The sequence below is a fragment of the Micromonospora sp. D75 genome (assembly GCF_018070405.1).
GTDB lineage: Bacteria > Actinomycetota > Actinomycetes > Mycobacteriales > Micromonosporaceae > Micromonospora > Micromonospora chalcea.
Genome location: NZ_JAGPXV010001200.1, coordinates 1 through 444, shown reverse-complemented (window position 1 = coordinate 444; position 444 = coordinate 1). Strand labels below are relative to the sequence as shown.

Sequence of the window (444 nt, the reverse complement as noted above, 5' to 3'; positions counted from 1 at the left end):
GGGCACGTCCTTGGCGTCGGCGGCGGGCTCGCTGATCGTGGCGGCGGCCTTCGGGGCCTTCTCGCCACCGTCGCCGCCGCCCTGCCAGCTCGACGGCTTGCCGCCACCGCCGCCGGTGCAGGCGGAGGTCAGGGCCAACGCGGCGGCGAGCACCCCGGCCGCCAGCGCGCGGCGGCGGCCGACGCGCGGGGCGCTCCCGCCCCTGATCGGTTCGTCCTGGCCAGCTCGCATGATTCCCTCACAAGTGATGCCGTTCGGCGTCGTCTCAGGTCAGACGCGCCGGAGCGCTTACGCGTTGCCGGGCGTGAACCGGAACACCCCGCCGGGATGTAACGATTCCACGGCCGCCCGGCGCTTCGTCGGAGGTGGCGTGTCCGACCACGCTACGCCGGTCAGAACGGGGCGGGCTGCCCGCCCTCCGGCACCGGCCGCGCGCTGCCGGCG

The 444-nt window shown here is 76.1% G+C and carries 1 pseudogene; it reads right to left on the bottom strand.

Annotated elements, in window-relative coordinates:
- Positions 1 to 231: pseudogene (locus KBX39_RS32855) on the bottom strand (L,D-transpeptidase); the annotation flags it as partial.
- Positions 232 to 444 lie beyond the last annotated feature (213 nt).